Annotated in this window: 14 protein-coding genes; 4 read left to right on the top strand and 10 right to left on the bottom strand. The window is 73.8% G+C overall.

Annotation, left to right across the window (positions count from 1 at the left end):
* Nucleotides 1-53: 53 nt before the first annotated feature.
* From AC0OO9_RS22760 to AC0OO9_RS22750, 3 genes are all read right to left on the bottom strand, one after another.
* Nucleotides 54-2,609, bottom strand: a complete 2,556-nt coding sequence (locus AC0OO9_RS22760) for a bifunctional acetate--CoA ligase family protein/GNAT family N-acetyltransferase (protein ID WP_484512206.1) — start codon at nt 2,607-2,609, stop codon at nt 54-56.
* A 26-nt stretch (nt 2,610-2,635) separates the two neighbouring features.
* A complete protein-coding gene (locus tag AC0OO9_RS22755) occupies nt 2,636-3,817 on the bottom strand; it encodes an acetoin utilization protein AcuC (protein ID WP_484512205.1) in 1,182 nt (393 codons plus the stop codon).
* Between the two features lie 83 nt (nt 3,818-3,900).
* Complete coding sequence (locus AC0OO9_RS22750) at nt 3,901-4,758, bottom strand: sulfurtransferase (protein WP_484512204.1); 858 nt, start codon at nt 4,756-4,758, stop codon at nt 3,901-3,903.
* 97 nt (nt 4,759-4,855) lie between these two features.
* Between AC0OO9_RS22750 and AC0OO9_RS22745 the strand changes: the two genes are divergently transcribed.
* Nucleotides 4,856-5,542 (top strand): iron-dependent transcriptional repressor DtxR, encoded by a 687-nt coding sequence (locus tag AC0OO9_RS22745; RefSeq protein WP_132232993.1) that lies wholly within the window; start codon nt 4,856-4,858, stop codon nt 5,540-5,542.
* 94 nt (nt 5,543-5,636) lie between these two features.
* Here the strand turns inward: AC0OO9_RS22745 and AC0OO9_RS22740 are convergent, their stop codons facing one another.
* Together AC0OO9_RS22740 and AC0OO9_RS22735 are read right to left on the bottom strand one after the other, a co-directional pair.
* On the bottom strand, nt 5,637-6,113 hold the full coding sequence (locus tag AC0OO9_RS22740) for a hypothetical protein (protein ID WP_484512202.1): 477 nt from the start codon (nt 6,111-6,113) through the stop codon (nt 5,637-5,639).
* 218 nt (nt 6,114-6,331) lie between these two features.
* Entirely contained in the window at nt 6,332-6,574 is a 243-nt protein-coding gene (locus AC0OO9_RS22735; protein ID WP_311413468.1) for a DUF5522 domain-containing protein, read from the bottom strand.
* Nucleotides 6,575-6,859: 285 nt separating this feature from the next.
* On the opposite strand from AC0OO9_RS22735, the gene AC0OO9_RS22730 reads away from it, so the two are divergent.
* Together AC0OO9_RS22730 and AC0OO9_RS22725 are read left to right on the top strand one after the other, a co-directional pair.
* A complete protein-coding gene (locus AC0OO9_RS22730) occupies nt 6,860-8,131 on the top strand; it encodes an MFS transporter (RefSeq protein WP_484512201.1) in 1,272 nt (423 codons plus the stop codon).
* Nucleotides 8,132-8,544: 413 nt separating this feature from the next.
* On the top strand, nt 8,545-8,862 hold the full coding sequence (locus AC0OO9_RS22725) for a TraR/DksA family transcriptional regulator (protein ID WP_132232979.1): 318 nt from the start codon (nt 8,545-8,547) through the stop codon (nt 8,860-8,862).
* A 46-nt stretch (nt 8,863-8,908) separates the two neighbouring features.
* On the opposite strand, the gene AC0OO9_RS22720 is transcribed toward AC0OO9_RS22725, so the two are convergent.
* From AC0OO9_RS22720 to nrdR, 3 genes are all read right to left on the bottom strand, one after another.
* Entirely contained in the window at nt 8,909-9,844 is a 936-nt protein-coding gene (locus AC0OO9_RS22720; RefSeq protein ID WP_484512199.1) for a DUF2332 domain-containing protein, read from the bottom strand.
* An 80-nt stretch (nt 9,845-9,924) separates the two neighbouring features.
* On the bottom strand, nt 9,925-12,807 hold the full coding sequence (locus AC0OO9_RS22715; RefSeq protein ID WP_484512197.1) for a vitamin B12-dependent ribonucleotide reductase: 2,883 nt from the start codon (nt 12,805-12,807) through the stop codon (nt 9,925-9,927).
* A 67-nt stretch (nt 12,808-12,874) separates the two neighbouring features.
* Entirely contained in the window at nt 12,875-13,375 is a 501-nt protein-coding gene (gene nrdR / locus AC0OO9_RS22710) for a transcriptional regulator NrdR (protein ID WP_132232964.1), read from the bottom strand.
* Between the two features lie 620 nt (nt 13,376-13,995).
* Here nrdR and lexA point away from each other — a divergent pair.
* A complete protein-coding gene (gene lexA, locus AC0OO9_RS22705; RefSeq protein WP_132232962.1) occupies nt 13,996-14,778 on the top strand; it encodes a transcriptional repressor LexA in 783 nt (260 codons plus the stop codon).
* A gap of 137 nt (nt 14,779-14,915) precedes the next feature.
* Here lexA and AC0OO9_RS22700 read toward each other — a convergent pair whose 3' ends face one another.
* Together AC0OO9_RS22700 and hflX are read right to left on the bottom strand one after the other, a co-directional pair.
* Complete coding sequence (locus AC0OO9_RS22700) at nt 14,916-16,661, bottom strand: hypothetical protein (protein ID WP_484512195.1); 1,746 nt, start codon at nt 16,659-16,661, stop codon at nt 14,916-14,918.
* Nucleotides 16,662-16,712: 51 nt separating this feature from the next.
* Nucleotides 16,713-18,164 (bottom strand): GTPase HflX, encoded by a 1,452-nt coding sequence (gene hflX / locus AC0OO9_RS22695; protein ID WP_484512194.1) that lies wholly within the window; start codon nt 18,162-18,164, stop codon nt 16,713-16,715.

Raw genomic sequence — 18,164 nt, 5'->3', positions numbered from 1 at the left:
GCCGCACCGCGAAGTGTGGGGAAGGGCACCTTCCTTGCACCTCGTGCCCTTCCTTACAGGCGGCGGGGGCCGGTGTCGGGGCGGGCCACGGCGGAGCCGACCCGCACGGTGGCGTGCAGCACCGAGATGCCGTCGGGGCGGGCGAGCACCGGGTTGAGGCTCAGCGCGCGGACCCGGGGCTGCTCGTCGGCGAGCCGGCCGACCCGCAGCAGCAGGTCCGCCAGGGCCGCCCGGTCCACCGGCGCCGCGCCGCGGTGCCCGCGCAGCAGCGGCGCCGCCCGGGGCTCGTCGACCAGCTCGGCCGCGTCCAGGTCCGTCAGCGGCACCGCCCGCCAGGCCCGGTCGCCGAGCAGTTCCGTGGCGACGCCGCCCAGCCCGAAGCCGACCACCGGGCCGAACGCCGGGTCCTCCACCAGCTCGACCACGCAGGCCACCCCGGGCGGGACCATCGGCTGCACCAGGACGTCCGCGCCGAAGGCCGCCGACATCTCGGCGTACGCGCGGTGCACCGCGGCCGGGTCGGGCAGGTCGAGCCGGACCGCGCCGAGGTCGAGGCGGTGCCGCAGGCCGGCGGCGGCGGCCTTGAGGGCCACCGGGAAACCCAGCCGGGTCGCCGCGTCGACGGCCGCCGCGGTGGAGCGCGCCGGCACCGACTCGACCACGTCGATCCCGTACGCCGCGAGCAGTCCCGCCGGGTCGAGGGCCTCCGGGCGCAGGGCGGCGTGCGCCGCCTCCCGGTCCACCCGGGGCAGCTCCGGCGGCACCCCGGCGGGCCGGCGCAGCCAGTCGGCGTACGCGGTGACCCGGGCGAGGGCGCGCACGGCCTCCTCCACGCTCGGATAGGCGGGCACCCCGGCGGGCGTACGGCCGACCAGGAACGTCGCCACGGCCGGCTTGCCGGCGGCGAACGCGCTCGGCAGCGCGGCCGTGAAGTCCGCCTCCGTGTCGGTGAGCTGGCCGGGCAACGGTGGGGCGAACACCACCACCAGCGCGTCCACCTCGCCGTCGGCACCCGCCTCGGCGAGCGCGGCGGCGAACTCGGCCGCGCCGACGCGCGGGCCGACGTCGCGCGGGTAGCCCCGGGCGACGGTGAGCCCCTGCGCGGCGCAGGCGGTGGCCGCCAGCCCGGTCAGCGCCGAGGAGTTGCCTACCACGCCGACGCGCGGCCCGGCGGGCAGCGGCTGGTGGGCCAGCAGCACCCCGACGTCGAGCAGCTCGGCGACGGTGTCCACCCGGATCACACCCGAGTGGGCGAACAGCGCGGCGACCGCCACCTCGTCCGGGCCGGCGGAGTCGCCCACCCCGGGCGGCCGGGCCGGCGAGGCGAGCGCCACGACGGGCTTGTCCCGGCCGATCCGGCGCGCCAGCCGGGCGAACTTGCGCGGGTTGCCGAAGGTCTCCAGGTACAACATGATCACGTCGGTGCCGGGATCGTCCTGCCAGTACTGGAGCAGGTCGTTTCCCGAGACGTCGGCCCGGTTGCCGGCCGAGACGAAGCTCGACAGGCCCAGCCCCCGCCGGTCGGCCTCGGCCAGCAGCGCCACCCCGAACGCGCCGGACTGGCTGAAGATGCCCACCCGGCCGGGCACCGGCAGCCGGGGGGCGAGGGTGGCGTTGAGGCGTACGGCCGGATCGGTGTTGGCCACCCCCAGGCAGTTCGGGCCGACCACGCGCATGCCCGCCGCGTACGCCGCGCGGACCAGCGCGCGCTGCGCGGCCGCGCCCTCGCCACCGGCCTCGGCGAAGCCCGCCGAGATGACCACCAGGCCGTGCGCCCCCGCAGCGGCCGCGTCGGCCACCACCTCGATCGCCGCCTCCGGTGGGACCGCCACCACCGCCAGGTCGACCGGCACGCCGGCATCGGCCGCCGAGGAGTACGCGGGCAGCCCGGCGACCGTCGTCGCGCCCGGATGCACCGGGACCACCGAGCCGAGGTAGCCGCCGTCGCGCAGGTGCCCCAGCACCGCCGCGCCGACGCCCTGCCCGGTGGCGCTGGCGCCGTAGACGGCGACGCCGCGTGGCGCGAGCAGCCGGGCGACGGAGCGGGCCTCGGTGCGGTGCTCCCGGCCACGCTGCACCTCCAGCGTCGCGTCGGTGGGGGCGATCGGGAAGCTCAGGTGCACCACGCCGTCGGCGAACTGCCGCTGCACCTGGTAGCCGAAGTCGGAGAAGACCCGCAGCATCGCGCCGTTGGCCGGCAGCACCTCCGCCACGAAGTTGGCGATGTCGTTGCGGCCCGCCGCGTCGGCCAGGTGCTCCAGCAGCACCGAGCCGATGCCCCGGCCCTGGTAGGCGTCCTCGACCACGAACGCCACCTCGGCCTCGGGGGCCTGCGGGCCGAGCCGCTCGTAGCGGCCGACGGCGACGATCCGCTCGCCGACCAGCACCACGAACGCCTCCCGGTCGCGGTGGTCGACGTTGACGAAGCGTTGCAGGTCGCGCTCGGGGATGCGCGGGTACGGCGAGAAGTAGCGCAGGTAGCGGGTGCGCTCGGAGAAGCGCGAGTGCATCGCCACGATGCCCGGCCCGTCCGACGGGCGGATCGGCCGCAACTGCACGGTGCTGCCGTCGCTGAGCAGCACGTCCACCGGTTGTTCCACAGTGGTCACCTGTGCGGTCCCCTCCGCCCGCCGGATCAGTCGCGCGGGTCGTGCGGATCGAGCCCGAACAGCGGGAAGGCGGTCTTGCGGGCCGCCGCGATCGCCCGGTCCACGGCGCTCGGCTCGCCGGTCGGCTGCCACGGCTCGTATGCCGGGTCCACGTCGTCGGTCATCCGCAGCGGGATCTGCCGGCCCGGCCGGCGCGCGGCGGCCAACTCCCGCCACGCCGGCGGGGTCAGCGTCGCCGGGTCAAGGGGCTCCCCGGCCGCCACCGCGAGCAGGTGCGTCCAGGCCCGGGGCACCACCTCGACCAGCGCGTACCCGCCGCCGCCCGTGGCCACCCAGCGGCCCTCGCAGAGCTCGTCGGCGAGCGCCCGCAGGGCCAGGTAGGTGGCGCGCTGCCCGTCCACGGAGAGGTTCAGGTCGGCGAGCGGGTCGAGCCGGTGCGCGTCGGCCCCGCACTGGGTCACCAGCACCTGGGGCTGGAACGCGCGCAGCACCGACGGCACCACCGCGTGGAAGGCGCGCTGCCAGCCCGCGTCGTCCACCCCGGGCGGCAGCGGAAGGTTGACGGCGCTGCCCTCGGCGCCCGGCCCGCCCGTCTCGTCGGGAAAGCCGGTGCCCGGGAAGAGCGCCAGCGGCGTCTCGTGCACGCTGACCGTGAGCACCCGGGGGTCGTTCCAGAAGACCTGCTGCACCCCGTCGCCGTGGTGCACGTCCACGTCCACGTACGCGACCCGCTCGGCGCCCAGGTCGAGCAGGCGGGCGATGGCCACCGCCGGATCGTTGTAGACGCAGAACCCGGCCGCCCGGGCCGGCATGGCGTGGTGCAGGCCGCCGGCCACGTTGACCGCCCGCCGGGCCTCGCCCCGCCAGACCGCCTCGGCCGCCGCCACCGTGGCGCCGGCGACGAGCGCGCTGGACTCGTGCATCCCCTCGAAGACCGGGTTGTCGGAGGTGCCCAGCCCGAAGCCGGCGAAGAGCGGATCGCGGGGGGCGACCTTCACCGCGGCGAGGTAGCGCGGGTCGTGCACCCGGCTCAGCAGCGCGTCGTCGGCCGGCTCCGGCTTCACCAGCCGCACCCCGGGACGCGCGAGGACGCCCAACTCCCGGGCGAGGGCGAAGGTCAGCTCCACCCGTACCGGGTCGAGGGGATGGTCCCCCATGTCGTAGGCGAGCAGCGACTCGTCCCACACCACCACCGTGTCGTCGGACATGGCCCCATCGTCGCACGCACACCCCGGCACGCCCGCGCACGCGCTGCTCAGCCGCCGGGTGTCGCCCGGTCCCCGTTGCCCGCTCAGGCGGTGGGGGTCGCTCCGGTGGCCACCGGGCGGGCCGGGTCGGCCACCCAGTTGCTCCACGAGCCGACGTAGAGCGCGGCGTCCGGGCGGCCGGCCAGGTGCAACGCGAGCACGGCCTGCGCGGCGGTCACCCCCGACCCGCAGTACGCCCCGACCGGCCGGCCCTCGCCCACCCCGGCGGCGGCGAAGCGCTCGCGCAGCGCCTCGGCGGCGGGGAACCGACCCTCGGCGACGTACTCGCCGGCGGGCAGGTTCACCGCACCGGGGACGTGACCGGCGACCGGGTCGATCGGCTCGGTCTCGCCCCGGTAGCGGGGCGCGGCGCGCACGTCGAGCAGGACACCGTCGCCGGCCGCGGCCAGCCGGGCCGCCTCCCCCGCGTCGAGCACCGGCAACGCTCCGGGCCGCACCTCCACGTCGCCCGGCTCCGGGGTCGGCACCTCCGTGCTGACGGGCAGCCCGGCGGCCAGCCACGCCGGGAAGCCGCCGTGCAGCAGCCGTACCGGCCGGTGGCCCGCCCAGCGCAGGGTCCACCAGGCGCGGGCGGCGGCCATGCCGTCGCCGCCGTCGTACACCACGACGGGACGACCGGCGCGCACGCCGGCGGCCCGCAGAGCCGCCTGGAGCGCGGCGGGGTCGGGCAGCGGGTGGCGGCCGGCGGGGCCGGGCGGCCCGCAGAGCGCGGTGTCCAGGTCGACGAAGACCGCACCGGGCAGGTGACCGGCGGCGTAGTCCTCCCGACCCGGCGCGCCGACGAGCCGCCAGCGCACGTCGAGCAGCGTGGGCGGGTCGGGCTGGCCGAGTTCGACCGCGAGCCGACCGGCCTCGACAAGGAGATCATCGGAGGCGGACATGGCATCCAGTCAACACCATCGCGGCACCGACCTGGCGGTTCGCCGTGGGTCGTTCGCTGAACGCCGAGGTAGCATCGTTGGCCGGAGGTCCGCTGACGTGAAGCATGATCTGGTCGACACGACCGAGATGTACCTCAAGACCATCCTCGAGCTGGAGGAGGAGGGGGTTCCGCCGCTGCGTGCCCGCATCGCCGAACGGCTGGGGCAGAGCGGGCCGACCGTCAGCCAGACCGTCGCCCGGATGGAGCGCGACGGCCTGCTGACCGTCGAGGGCGACCGCCACCTGGCGCTCACCGCGCACGGGCGCAGCAACGCGGTCTCCGTGATGCGCAAGCACCGCCTCGCCGAGCTGCTGCTGGTCAACGTGATCGGGATGCCCTACGAGGAGGCCCACGAGGAGGCCTGCCGGTGGGAGCACGTGATGAGCGACGCGGTCGAGAAGCGGGTCTACGACCTGCTCAACCGGCCGACCCGCTCGCCGTACGGCAACCCGATCCCGGGGCTGGACGAGCTGGGCACGCCGGAGCAGACGACCGCCGCCCCCATCGAGGGCGAGCGCAACCTGGCGTTCCCCGGGCTGTCGGGGCCGGTCGTGGTGCGACGCATCTGCGAGAGCGTGCAGACCGACGCGGACGTGCTCCGGCAGCTGCACGCCGCCGGCGTCGACCCGGGCGCGACGGTGACGGTGGCGCAGGAGCGCGACGGGGTGTCGATCGACCGCTCGGGCGACCGCATCAGGCTGCCGCGCGAGGTGGCCTCCCGGGTCTTCGTCGCCGCCCACTGACCCACCCGGCCCCGCGCCTGTGCGCAGCCGGCGCAGCAGCTTGAGGCGAGGCGGTTCACGCTGTGCCGGGCGGCTTCGTCACCCCTGGCCGGGGTCAGATGGCGCGGGTGTCGAGTCCCTGGGCCAGGGTGACGAGAGCGGTGGTGAGCTTCTCGGCCTCCGCCTTGTCGGTGTCGCGTGGGGTGGTGTAGCGCAGGGTGGCGAGGCGGCCCTCGGCGGCCAGCCACCCCACTTCCGCGACCGGCCCGAGGGCGCCCTTGGCCGAGGTGGTCCGCCGGTACGCCTTCTGGCCGAGCCCGGAGACCTTGGCCGCCTTCTCCGGCACCAGGTCGGCGGTGAAGGTCGCCGCGTCGATCGACGTCCGGGTGACGGTCAGCGTCAGCTCCGGCAGGGCCTCCCGACCGGAGCGCACCACGCAGGTGTGGCTGTCGCCCGTCGCGCTGGCCGCCGCGACGTCGAAGCGGACGCCGGCGTGCTGCTCGATGACGCCGAAATCCAGCAGCCGGCACGCCCCGCCGGAGGAGGCGGCGGCCACGTCGACGGCGATCGGCTCCATCTCGGGCACTGACACCGGCTCAGGCTCACTTGCGCAGCTGGCCGTCAGCAGCACAGCCGAGGCAGCGAACAAGATCCGGATACGCACGTCGAACCTCCGCGATCATCGAGGGCGAGTGGCCCGCTGAAGACCGTACGACAACTCGTGCCGCATGAAGGTCCCGGCTGGCCACCGCCGCCGTGACTTCGCAGTAGCCATCGGCGACGCCGACGTGTGGAGGCACACGCCGCTGGTCAGTCGTCGACGTACGGGCAGTGCCGGCAGCCGCGCCCGCAGCACGTGCCGCGCCGGGCCAGGAAACCCGCGCTGAGCACGAAGAGACCGGAAGCCGGGTCGAGGTAACCGGCCTCGCCGGCGGCCAGGGCGGCGGCGTGCGCGGCCAGGATCCGCTCCCGGTCCGGGTGCTCCGCCGGCAGCCGGGACGGGTGCGGCTCGGTCAGCGGCCGGTCCGCCAGCGGTCGTCGCTCTCCGGTCACCGGCGCAGTCTAGAGACCCGCTCGTCGGCGCCTACCCGGGGCGCGGCGCCGGGCAGGCGCCGGATCCCGCAGGTCGCGGCGCTGCGGACGGCCGACGCGACCACGTGCACTGCAACGCGGCGCCCCGCCCGGCGTGGGATCGGATAACCGGTGGCGTCGATCCGGGCGGGGCCGGCAGGCTGACCGGATGGACCACGGACGGGCCGGGCGCCCGCGAGCCGCGTCGGCTCCCGCGAGGTCGCCGGACTCCCCACGGCGGTCACCGACCCGCGCCGGGAATCCGACGTGACGCAGCAGGTCGCCAGGCGCGCCGGCGGTGCCGCCCCGAAACGGCCCTCGCTGCTGCGCAGCCGCAACTTCGGGCTGCTCCTGGCCGGGCAGACGGTCAGCGAGCTGGGCACCCGGGTCTCCAACGTGGCGGTGCCGCTGCTCGCCGTCGGCACGCTCGACGCCAGCGTGTTCCAGGTGGCGCTGCTGACGGCGTTCGCCTGGCTGCCGTACCTCATCTTCTCCCTGCCCGCGGGCATCCTCGCCGACCGCGTCGACCAGCGGCGGCTGATGGTCGCCTGCGACCTGGGCCGGGCCGCGTTGCTGCTGTCGGTGCCGGTGGTCGCCCTGGCCGGTCGACTCACCCTCGCCTTCCTGTACGCGGTGGTCGGGCTCTCCGGCGTGCTCACCGTCCTGTTCACCGTGGCCCACAAGAGCATGCTGCCGAGGCTGGTGCCGCCGGACCGGCTCGTGGACGCCAACGCGAAGCTCACCGTCAGCCAGGACTCCGCCGAGCTCGTCGGCCCGACGATCGGCGGCGTGCTCGTCGGGCTCGTCGGCGCCGCGAGGACCTTCGTCGTCACCGGCCTCGCCTTCGCCGTGAGCGGGCTGACCCTGCTGCTGATCCGGCAGGCCCCGGGCGAGCCCACGCCCCGGCGCGACCGGGTGCCGCTGCGGGTGGAGATGACCGAGGGGCTGGGCTTCATCCGCCGCCAGCCCATCCTGCGCAGCCTCCTCGCCTGCACCACGGCCTCGAACTTCTTCGTCATGGCGTCCGGCTCCATCGAGGTGGTCTTCCTGATCGAGGAGTTGCACGCCACGCCGGCGCTGGTCGGGCTGGTCTTCTCGGTCAGCGCGGTGGGCGGCCTCGTGGTCGGCGCGTTCGCCGGCCGGTTGACCGCGTGGCTCGGCTCGGCCCGGGTCATCTGGGTGGCGATGGCCGCCCCGGGCCCGTTCTACCTGCTGATGCCCCTGGCGCAGCCCGGCTGGGGCGTGCTGCTCTACGGCGTCGGCCTGGCCGCGTTCTCCGCCAACGCGGTGCTCTACAACGTGGCCGCCATGACGTACCGGCAGCGGATCACGCCGCCGGCCCTGCTGGGCCGGGTGAACGCGGCGTTCCTCTGGGTCTGCTTCGGCGTGATCCCGCTCGGCGCGCTCACCGGCGGCACCCTCGCCAGCCAGCTCGGGCTGCGGCCCGCGCTGTGGATCTGTGTCCTCGGCACGTGGAGCGCCGCGCTCTTCGTCGTCCTCTCGCCGCTGCGGCGGATGCGGGACATGCCGGCGGCCTGACCGGTCGATGCCAGACCTGGCTCCGGGCGGAACCCGACGCCAGCCGAGCGGGCCGCACGCTGCACCGGGAGGGCCCCGGGCACCGGGCCGTCCCCCGTGCGCGCGGAAGCACGTTGGCTTTCCGCTCCGCCCGGCCTATGGTGGCTGCATGTGTTCGACCGGTCAGCAGATCAGCACCGCCGTCATGGTGACGGCGGCGCCCGCTGCTGCCTGCCGGTGTGCGCTTCGGGTCAACGTGGCGACCCGGGTGGTGCGATCCGCGGTCGCGCCGTCGTGCGCCGGCTCGGTCGCCTCCCGACTGCCCAGCCCCGCCGGACGTGGCCCTCCGTGAACCGATTGCAACTCTTGCGAACGGCCACCAGGGCGAAGCTATCCGGCTTCGGCCCTTTTTCTTTTTCCCGAGGAGCTAAGCCATGACCACACCCACCCAGTCCAGCGAGCAGAAGTGGCTCGACGACCTGCGTACGACGCTGACCAACGACTTCGAGGCGCAGACCGTCCGGCTCACGCAGCTCACCGCCGACACCGGCGACCCGGGCGAGGCGCACACCCAGAGCGCGCTGATCGCCGCCACCCGGCGGAGCATCGAGCAGGTCAGCGGGGCGCTGCGCCGCCTCGCCGAGGGCCGCTACGGCATCTGCGAGCGCTGCTCCGCCGCGATCCCCCGGGAGCGCCTGGAGGTGCTGCCGCACGCCCGCTTCTGCGTGCCCTGCCAGCAGAAGCAGCACTGACGTACGCGGGCTGCCGTGCCGACGCTCGGCACGGCAGCCCGTCGGGTCACCCGAACCAGGTCATCGCATGCCCGTGCGAACGCGTCCAGGCGAGTGGGCGGCCGTCCAGCGCGAGCACGTTGTACAGCGCCCCGTCCGGCGGCTCCGGCAACGCGTCGTGGGGCAGCACCTCCGGGGACTCGTTGGAGATCCAGTGGCCGGGCAGGCGGCGTACCGCGTCGACGAACGCCGCCCGGCGCGGTACCGGCACCTGGTAGAGCACGGAGGTGTGGAACACCACCAGCGTCGCGCCCGCCGGCGCCCGCGCGGCCAGCGCGGGCAGGTCGTCCACCAGGTCGCCGCGCACGAGCAGCGGCGGATCGGCCGCGGCAACGGCCGCGGCGGTCCGCAGCCGGGCGCGGCGATGTGTGTGCTCCGGCCAGACGAGGGCGTCGAGCCAGGCAACGTCCGCGGCCTCGGTCACCCTCAGCGGATTGAGGTCCAGGCCGGCCCGCCACACCACCTCCGGCAGCCGGTCCGGCGGGGCCACGCCGGTGGCCGCGCATCCGAAGGCCGTGTCGCCCGTGCCGAGCGCGTGGTCGTTGTAGCGGTAGGCGTACCGGTCGGGGTAGAGGCAGAGCCCGGCGGACGCGCCGACCTCCAGCAACGCCAGCGGCTGCGGCAACGCGGCGAGCACGGGCAGCAGTACGGCACACCGCCCGGGCTCGTTCGTCTGGGTCGCACGGGTGCGCAGTTCCGCCTCGATCGCCGGCCAGTTCGCCAGCGCGAAGTCGCGGAAGGCCGCCGGGTCGTCGACCGGCCCGCCGAGCAGTCGTACGACGCCGAACAGCAGGTTCGGCTGCCGCCTGGCCGGCGGGAGCGCGGCGAGCAGGGCCAGCAGTTCGTCGTCGCGGGAGACGGCGAGGGACAGGCGCTCGTACGCCGGCGACACGCCGCGCGCCTCCCGGGTGGCGAACTCGACGTACGTCTGGGGGGTCGTCATCCACCCATGGTCACCGATGTCCCCCGACGAGCGGGGCGGGCCGGCAGATACCCGCCGGCCCGCCCCGCTCGGTTCGTACGTCAGCTGCAACCGCTGGTGGAGCCGCAGCCCTCGCAGACGTAGCAGCTGCCGGCCGGGCGCATCTTCGTACCGCAGGTGAAGCAGAGCGGCGCGTCGGCGGCCTTGCCGATCACGGCCTCCAGCAGTTCGGTGCTGGAACCCACGGACGGCGCCGGCTTGGCGGCGGCGACGTCGGCGGTCTCCTGCGCCGGCTGGGCGACCGGGCCGGTCTTCGGCTCGGTCGGCGCCTCGACCGGGGCGGAGGCGGCCATCGCGGTGAGGTCTGCACCGCTCGCCTCCGCCTCCGCCTCGGCCCGGAGCTGGGCGGCCCGCTCGCTGGCGGTGAAGATGCCCAGCTCCGCGCGGCGCTCGTACGGCAGGAAGTCCAGCGCCAGGCGACGGAAGATGTAGTCCATCACCGAGGCGGCCATCCGCACGTCCGGGTCGTCGGTCATGCCGGCCGGCTCGAAGCGCATGTTGGTGAACTTGCTGACGTACGTCTCCAGTGGGACGCCGTACTGGAGACCGATGGAGATGGCCACCGAGAAGGCGTCCATCACGCCGGCCAGGGTCGAGCCCTGCTTCGACATCTTGAGGAAGACCTCGCCGAGGCCGTCGTCCGGGTAGGACGAGGCGGTGAGGTAGCCCTCGGCGCCGCCGACGGAGAAGCTGACCGTCTGGGACGGGCGCTTCTTCGGCAGCCGCTTGCGCACCGGGCGGTACTCGACGACCTTCTCGACGACCTTCTCCACCTCGGCGGCCGGGGCCTGGATGGTCGCGGCGGCCTTGTTCGGCTTGGCGACCGACAGGGGCTGGCCGACCTTGCAGTTGTCGCGGTAGATCGCCAGCGCCTTGAGGCCGAGCTTCCAGCCCTCGAAGTAGATCTTCTCGACGTCCTCGACGGTGGCCTGCTCCGGCATGTTGACCGTCTTGGAGATCGCGCCGGAGATGAACGGCTGGACGGCCGCCATCATCCGCACGTGGCCCATCGGGGCGATGGACCGCTCGCCCATCGCGCAGTCGAAGACCGGGTAGTGCTCCGGCTTGAGGCCGGGGGCGTCGACCACGTGGCCGTGGTCGGCGATGTGCTCGACGATCGCCTCGACCTGCTCCTCGGGGTAGCCGAGGCTGCGCAGGGCGCGCGGCACGGTCTGGTTGACGATCTGCATCGAGCCGCCGCCGACCAGCTTCTTGAACTTGACCAGCGCCAGGTCCGGCTCCACGCCCGTGGTGTCGCAGTCCATCATCAGGCCGATGGTGCCGGTCGGCGCGAGCACGCTGGCCTGCGAGTTGCGCCAGCCGAACTTGTCACCGATCTTGTTGCCCTGGGTCCACTGCTTCGTCGCCTCGCGGACGATCGCGGTGGCCACCGTGCCCGAGGGCTTGATCTCGTCGTTGGCGGCGGCGTGCTTGCGCATGACCCGCTTGTGCGGCTCGGCGTTGCGGGCGTAGCCGTCGTACGCGCCGACGACGCCGGCCAACTCGGCCGAGCGGCGGTACGCGGTGCCGGTCATCAGCGAGGTGATCGCCGCGGCGACCGAGCGGCCCTGCTCCGAGTCGTACGGCAGGCCGGAGGCCATGAGCAGGGCGCCCAGGTTGGCGTAGCCGATGCCGAGCTGCCGGTAGGCGCGGGTGGTCTCGCCGATCTTCTCGGTCGGGAAGTCGGCGAAGCAGATCGAGATGTCCATCGCGGTGATGACGAACTCGACGGACCGGACGAACTTCTCCACCTCGAAGCCGCCGTCGGCGCGGAGGAACTTCATCAGGTTGAGCGAGGCCAGGTTGCACGAGGAGTTGTCCAGGTGCAGGTACTCCGAGCACGGGTTCGACGCGGTGATCCGCCCGGTCTCCGGGCAGGTGTGCCAGTCGTTGATGGTGTCGTCGTACTGGAGGCCGGGGTCGGCGCACTCCCAGGCGGCGTGGGAGATGGTGCGGAACAGGTTCTTGGCGTCGATGGTCTCGATGACCGCGCCGTCGAGCCGGCCGCGCAGGTCGAAGCCGCCGCTGTTCTCCACGGCGGTCATGAACTCGTCGGAGACCCGGACGGAGTTGTTGGCGTTCTGGTACTGCACGCTGACGATGTCGGCGCCGCCGAGGTCCATGTCGAACCCGGCGTCGCGCAGCGCGCGGATCTTGTCCTCCTCGCGCGCCTTGGTGACCACGAACTCCTGGATGTCCGGGTGGTCCACGTCGAGGATGACCATCTTCGCCGCGCGCCGGGTGGCGCCGCCGGACTTGATGGTGCCGGCGGAGGCGTCCGCGCCGCGCATGAAGCTGACCGGGCCCGAGGCGTTGCCGCCGGAGGAGAGCAGCTCGCGGGAGGAGCGGATCCGGGACAGGTTCACGCCGGAGCCGGAGCCGCCCTTGAAGATCAGCCCCTCCTCCTTGTACCAGTCGAGGATGGAGTCCATCGAGTCGTCGACGGCCAGGATGAAGCAGGCGCTGACCTGCTGCGGCGAGGGCGTGCCGACGTTGAACCAGACGGGCGAGTTGAAGCTGAACACCTGGTGCAGCAGCATCCAGGTCAGCTCGTGGGCGAAGATCTCGGCGTCGGCCGGGCCGGCGAAGTAGCCGTACTCCTCACCCGCCGTGCGGTAGGTGGTGACCACCCGGTCGATCAGCTGCCGCAGCGACCACTCCCGCTCCGGGGTGCCCACGGCGCCCCGGAAGTACTTGGTGGTCACGATGTTCGCCGCGTTGACGCTCCACGACTCCGGGAACTCGACGCCGCGCTGCTCGAAGTTGACCGAGCCGTCCCGCCAGTTGGTCATGACGATGTCGCGACGCTCCCAGGCGACCTCGTCGTAGGGGTGCACCCCCTCGGTCGTCCAGACCCGCTCGATCTTGAGCCCCGCGCCGGCCTTGTTACGTGCCCTGCTGGTTGTCACACCGTCCCCCGACATCTCATCCGCCCCCTCGTCCGCACGGCCAACCGCCGCCCGATCCGACTGTCAACAAACTGCGAAGAATTCAACTGGTACGGCCGGCGGCCTCGGCCGCGTCGGCCCCGGCGCCCTCCCGGGCGCGCGCGGCGGCTCGCAGCGTCTCGATCTCGCGCTCGAAGTCGGCGAGCGAGTCGAACGACCGGTAGACGCTGGCGAACCGCATGTAGGCGACCTCGTCCAGGTCCCGTAGGGGGCCCAGGATGGCCAGCCCCACCTCGTGGCTGGGGATCTCGGCGGCCCCCTTGGCCCGGACGGTCTCCTCGACCTTCTGCGCGAGCAGCGCGAGCGAGTCGTCGTCCACGGGCCGGCCCTGGCACGCCTTGCGCACCCCGCCGACGATCTTCGTACGGCTGAACGGCTCGGTCACCCCGCTGCGCTTGACGACCGCGAGGACCGCCTCCTCGACGGTGGTGAACCGCTTGCCGCACTCCGGGCAGGATCGCCGCCGGCGGATCAACTGGCCGTCGTCGGCCTCCCGCGAGTCGACCACCCGGGAGTCGGCGTGCCGGCAGTACGGACACCGCATCGCACCCGACCTCCTTCGTCGATCGCGGGTCCGCCGACCGCTCGCCGGGCACGCGTCAGCGCGACGGAGCCATCTGTCGATGGTCTTCGCCGTGTCGACGGTGCCGGAGTGCGGTGGGTAGTCGAACCCAACCTGTAGGCGACTTACGCCTGTGTGACTACTACATCTAGGGGTTGACCGTAGGCCGCTGCGGATCGGAGGTCAAGTTGGCCGGCGTGTCCGGCGCGTCACCCGACTCCCGGGTCGACCGGCACCGCCGCCCGCCGCAGGACCAACCGTCCGACGCCCCCGCGGGTTACCGGTCCAGCCGGTGCGAAACGGCCGACGATCGGACGAAAGTCGAACACCCGTTCGACCCGGCGTACCATTTATCAGAACACGAGTACGAGCGGGGCGGTTTTTCACCCCGACACGCCGAGCAAGGTCGTACAGATGTTTGAAAATGACCGATCTCACCTATACGGTCTTGAACAACCGGGCGCGGAATCCTCGTCCACCGGTCACCCCGCACCACCGCACGCACCAGCACCACCGCACGCGCAACCACCACCGTAGGCATCAGCACCACCGCACGCACCACGAGCCGCCAAGGCACCCAGCGCCGACCAGGGAGGACGGACGTGACCGAGGATCGGGCCAGCCGGCCGAAGAGCCCGCAGCAGATCACCGAGGCGGGACCGCCGGCCACCCGACGCCGGGGCGCCGCGCGCAGCCGGACCGGGCAGCCCGCCGTGCGCCCGGTCACCCCGGTGGTCAGCGCCTTCCCCGACCCCGCGACGGTGGACCTCACCGCCCGGCAGCGCCGGATCCTGGAGTTCATCCGCACCTGGGTCGAGCGGCACGGCTACCCGCCGAGCGTGCGCGAGATCGGCGAGGCCGTCGGCCTGGTCTCGCCGTCCAGCGTCGCCTACCAGCTCAAGGAGCTGGAGAAGAAGGGCTTCCTGCGCCGCGACCCCAACCGGCCGCGCGCCGTGGACGTCCGGGCGCCCGCCGAGGTCGACGACGAACTGGCCCGCTCGCAGCGTCCCGCCCCGGCCTACGTGCCGATGCTGGGCCGGATCGCGGCCGGTGGCCCGATCCTGGCCGAGCAGGCCGTGGAGGACATCTTCCCCCTCCCCCGCGAGCTGGTGGGTGAGGGCGAGGTCTTCATGCTCCAGGTCAAGGGCGACTCGATGCTGGACGCGGCGATCTGCGACGGTGACTGGGTCGTGGTCCGGCAGCAGCCGACCGCCGAGGCCGGCGACATCGTCGCCGCCATGCTCGACGGCGAGGCGACCGTGAAGACCTACCGCCGCCGCGACGGGCACGTCTGGCTCATGCCGCAGAACCCGGCCTTCGACCCGATCCCCGGCGACGACGCCACGATCATGGGCCGGGTCGTCGCGGTGCTGCGCCGCATCTGATCCGCCGCCGCGCCGGGTGGCCGCCCTCGGCGGTCACCCGGGTGCCGTGTCGCTCACCTGCGGACCCTGAGCGTCCGTTGCCGTCCCCGGCAGGCCCCAGCGTCCCAGTAGCGGTCGCTCCGGCAGGGTTCAGCGCCTCAGTAGCGGTCGCCCCGGTAGCCCCGGCCACCACCGGGCACGTGACCGTAACCGCGACCGTCGTCGGGGCCGTCGTCGCGCCGGCGGACCGGCCGCTGGCCGCGAGGGTCCGGTTCGTCGCCCCGACGCGGCGGCTCCGCCCGGCCACCGCCGTAGACGCCACCGCCCGGCTGCCCGCCGCCACCGTAGACACCACCACCGGGACGACCGCCACCCTGGCGACCACCGCCACCACCCTGGCGACCACCACCGCCCTGACGGCCACCGTCGCCGCCCTGACGCCCGCCACCCTGGCGCCGGCCGCCACCTGGCGGCGGACCACCCAGGCCGGGCGGCCCGTCCACGGACGGGCGACCGCCGCCGTAGACCCCGCCGCCGCCAGCAGCCGGACGGGCACCGCCGTAGACGCCACCGCCAGCCGGGCGGGCGGCACCGGGGCCCCCGCCGGCCGGCGCGGGACCGCCGCGCCCACCGGCCGGGCCGCCGTAGACCCCGGCCGCCGGCACACCGCCGTAGACGCCGCCCCGGCCCCGATCGCCCGGCGGAAGGAAGCCGTCGTCCGCCGGCCCACGCCGGTCGTCGTCGAGGACGTCGTCGCGGTCGGCACCGTCGTCGTCGCGGGGAGGCGCCGGCTTGCGCCGGGACCGGAGGATGCCGAAGACACCCGCCGCCACCATCAGCGCGCCGATCACCCCCACGGCCGCGATCAGGTACGTAATGTCGCTCAGGCTCAGGCCGTCGACCCAGGACTGGCCGGCCTTCTTCGGCGCACCGCCACCGCCGGCCACCGGCTTCGCGCCCTCCGAGGAGGGCGTGTAGCCGAGGATGTCGATCGGCGCGTCCTCGTCGAGCTGGCCGCCGTCGGAGACGGTCAGGAAGGTCTTGCCGTCGGGGCTGTAGGTGATCGCCTCACCGAACGGGTCGGCGAGCGCCGTCACCCGGGGTTTGCCGCCGGTCAGGGCCGCCACGACGTTGCCGTCGGTCACGTCGTACTCGAAGGCGTCGGCGTAGGTGCGCACCACCACCCGGGAGCCGTCGGGGGACCGGGCCGCACCGGTGATCGCGACGCGGCCCGGGGCGCCGAGCCGGTTGTCCGTGTCCGTCTCCGGCAGGCTGATCTCGCCGACCTTCTTCATCGGTACGGCCGGGGTGTCCCCGCTCTTCATCTTCTCGGCGGGGGTGAAGATCTGGGCCTTGCCGGACATCACCTTGGTGATGATCAACGGGTTGCCGTCGTCGCCGATCAGCAGCGCCTCGGCGTCGTGCGGCTTGCCCTCCGGGTAGGAGAGGCGGTGCAGCACCGGCCGCTTCGACCCGTTGACCGGCATGCTCCACAGCGCCACCCGCTCGCGACGCTCCCGGCTGGTGACGTTGTCACCGGTGTCGGCGATCCAGATCGTCGTGCCGTCCGGGGAGAGCGCCAGGTCCTCGGTGTCGAACGGACCCTGACCCGAGTAGCGGACCGGCTCCTTCGCGATCCCGCACTTGGTGTCGAGGAAGAAGACCCGCTTGCGGCTCTCCACGTCGGTGCCATCGTTGATCACGATGTAGCCGCTCTTGGTGGCCACCAGGCCCGACAGCTCCCGCAGCCGCTCGTCGGTGACCGTGCACCGCTTCTTGCCGGGAGCTGCCGCGAGTGGGGACGCGGCCGAGGCGGGCGCCGCCGCCAGGGCGACTCCGGTACACGCCACGGTCGCCCCCAGCAAGCCGAGGGCGACCGTGACCGAAGAAACAGCGCGGCGCATTGAATCAGTGTCGCATGCCGGGCGTTTCCGACGCGTGACGCCGGGAGGGCGTCACCGGGCGCCCGCGACCGCCTGGTCCTCGTCCGCCCGGAACGGCGCCAGCTCGGCGGCGAGCGCCTCACCGACCCGCACGTGCACCAGGGTGCCCTCCGGCAGGTGGGAGGTGCTCAGCACCTCGCCCTGACGGTGCACCCGGGCCACCAGGTCGCCCCGGTCGTACGGCAGCACCGCGCGGACCTCCACGGCCGGGCGGGGCAGCCGTGCCTCGACGGCCTCGCGCAGCCCGTCGATCCCGCGTCCCGTGTGGGCGGAGACGAACACCGCGTCCGGCCAGAGCCGCTTGAGCCGCAGCAGCGTCTCCTCGTCGGCCGCGTCGGTCTTGTTGACCACCAGCAGCTCGGGCAGCCGGTCGGCGCCCACCTCGGCGAGCACCTCGTGGACCGCCCGGACCTGCTCCTCCGGGTCCGGGTGGGTGCCGTCGACGACGTGCACCACCAGGTCGGCCTCGGCGACCTCCTCCAGGGTCGAGCGGAACGCCTCGACGATCTGGTGGGGCAGGTGCCGGACGAACCCGACCGTGTCGGAGAGGGTGTAGAGCCGCCCGTCGGTCGTGGTGGCCTTGCGGGTGGTCGGGTCGAGGGTGGCGAAGAGCGCGTTCTCCACCAGCACGCCCGCCCCGGTGAGCCGGTTGAGCAGGCTCGACTTGCCGGCGTTGGTGTAGCCGGCGATGGCCACGGCCGGCACGGCGTTGCGGGAGCGCCGGGCGCGCTTGGTCTGGCGTACGGTCCGCATGCCCTTGATCTCCCGGCGCAGCCGGGCGATGCGGTGGCGGATCCGGCGCCGGTCGGTCTCCAGCTTCGTCTCACCGGGACCGCGCAGACCCACGCCGCCGCCGGCGCCGCCGCCGCGGCCGCTACCACCGGTCTGCCGCGAGAGGGTCTCACCCCAACCGCGCAGGCGCGGCAGCAGGTATTCGAGCTGGGCCAGCTCGACCTGCGCCTTGCCCTCCTTGCTCTTGGCGTGCTGGGCGAAGATGTCGAGGATCAGCGCGGTGCGGTCGACCACCTTGACCTTGGTGCGCTGCTCCAGGTTGCGCAGCTGGGACGGCGACAGCTCACCGTCGCAGATCACCGTGTCGGCGCCGGTGGAGAGCACCACCGAGCCGAGGTCGTCGACCTTGCCCCGGCCGACGTAGGTGGCGGGGTCGGGGCGGGTGCGCCGCTGGATCAGCCCCTCGAGCACCTGCGAGCCGGCGGTCTCCGCCAGCGCGGCAAGCTCGGTGAGGGAATTTTCGGCGTCGCTCTGCGAGCCCTCGGTCCAGACGCCGACGAGCACCACGCGCTCCAGGCGCAGCTGGCGGTATTCGACCTCGGTGACGTCCGCGAGCTCGGTGGAGAGGCCGGGGACCCGCCGCAGCGCCTGCCGCTCCGACAGCTCGAACTCACCGGTGGTGGCGTCGAGCTCGTCGTCCTCGTAGGGAAGAAGGGTCTCCTGGTTGTGCAA

Source organism: Micromonospora sp. USAFONa4 (assembly GCF_057197825.1).
Note: the sequence above shows the minus strand (reverse complement) of the source record. Positions and strands in the feature narration are given on the sequence as shown.